The sequence below is a fragment of the Streptomyces sp. NPDC002835 genome (genome assembly GCF_053591995.1).
The window spans coordinates 1-1,408 of record NZ_JBSFUW010000128.1; the positions used below are offsets into that span (position 1 = coordinate 1).

Annotated in this window: 1 protein-coding gene and 1 pseudogene; both read left to right on the forward strand. The window is 70.3% G+C overall.

What is annotated here, in order from left to right; all coding sequences use genetic code 11:
* Positions 1–530 (forward strand): annotated as a pseudogene (locus ACWD01_RS37450) (serine hydroxymethyltransferase); the annotation flags it as partial.
* Between the two features lie 222 nt (positions 531–752).
* Positions 753–1,408: serine dehydratase beta chain (locus ACWD01_RS37455; protein WP_451168455.1), on the forward strand; the 656-nt coding region annotated here is incomplete at its 3' end.

Sequence of the window (1,408 nt, forward strand, 5' to 3'; positions counted from 1 at the left end):
AGGAGCTCGCCAAGAAGATCAACTCCGCGGTCTTCCCCGGTCAGCAGGGCGGCCCGCTGGAGCACGTCATCGCGGCCAAGGCGGTCTCCTTCAAGATCGCCGCCTCCGAGGACTTCAAGGAGCGCCAGCAGCGCACGCTGGACGGCGCCCGCATCCTCGCCGAGCGCCTGGTCCAGTCGGACGTCGCCGAGCACGGCGTCTCCGTCCTGTCCGGCGGCACGGACGTGCACCTGGTCCTGGTGGACCTGCGCAACTCCGAGCTGGACGGCCGGCAGGCAGAGGACCGTCTCCACGAGGTCGGCATCACGGTCAACCGCAACGCCATCCCGAACGACCCGCGGCCCCCGATGGTCACCTCGGGTCTGCGGATCGGCACCCCGGCGCTCGCCACCCGCGGCTTCCAGGACGAGGACTTCCGCGAGGTCGCGGACATCATCGCCGAGGCGCTGAAGCCGTCGTACGACGTGCCGGCGCTGAGCGCCCGGGTCACCGCCCTGGCCGCGAAGCACCCGCTCTACCCCGGTCTGTGACGGATCTCCCGTAACAGCTCGGAGCAAAACAAAAGGGGCACCGCGCACACTGGACCGTGAGCGCGGTGCCCCGCACCACGTCGGCACCGGCGTCAGCAGCACCACGCACCCACGCAATGCCTCTGCGCCCACCCGTCGCCCACCGCCACCCGTATACGAGGCGCTGCGCGCCGCCCCACTACACGGCAGACAACGGCGTCTACCACCCACAAGGAGTTTCCCGTGGCCCTCTCGGTCTTCGACCTGTTCTCGATCGGTATCGGCCCGTCCAGCTCCCACACGGTGGGCCCGATGCGCGCCGCCCGGATGTTCGCCCGGCGCCTGAAGAACGAGGGCCTGCTGGCCCACACCGCCTCGATACGCGCCGAGCTGTACGGCTCCCTGGGCGCGACCGGCCACGGCCACGGCACGCCGAAGGCCGTCCTGCTGGGCCTCGAGGGCAACTCCCCGCGCACGGTCGACGTCGAGAGCGCCGACGAGCAGGTGGAACGGATCAAGACCGACGGGCGGCTCAACCTGCTCGGCGCCCACGAGATCGCCTTCGACTTCGACGCGGACCTGGTCCTGCACCGCCGCAAGGCCCTGCCGTACCACGCCAACGGCATGACGGTGACCGCGCGCGACGCCGGGGGCGCCACGCTGCTGGAGAAGACGTACTACTCGGTGGGCGGCGGGTTCGTCGTCGACGAGACCGTGCTTTCTCAAGAGGGGGCGGCGGGCGACAACCCGATCGTCCCGGACGACACGGTCCTCAAGCACCCGTTCCGCACCGGTGACGAACTCCTGCGGCTCACCAGGGAGACGGGTCTGTCGATCTCGGCGCTGATGCTGGAGAACGAGAAGGCCTGGCGCACCGAGGACGAGATCCGCGAGGGCCT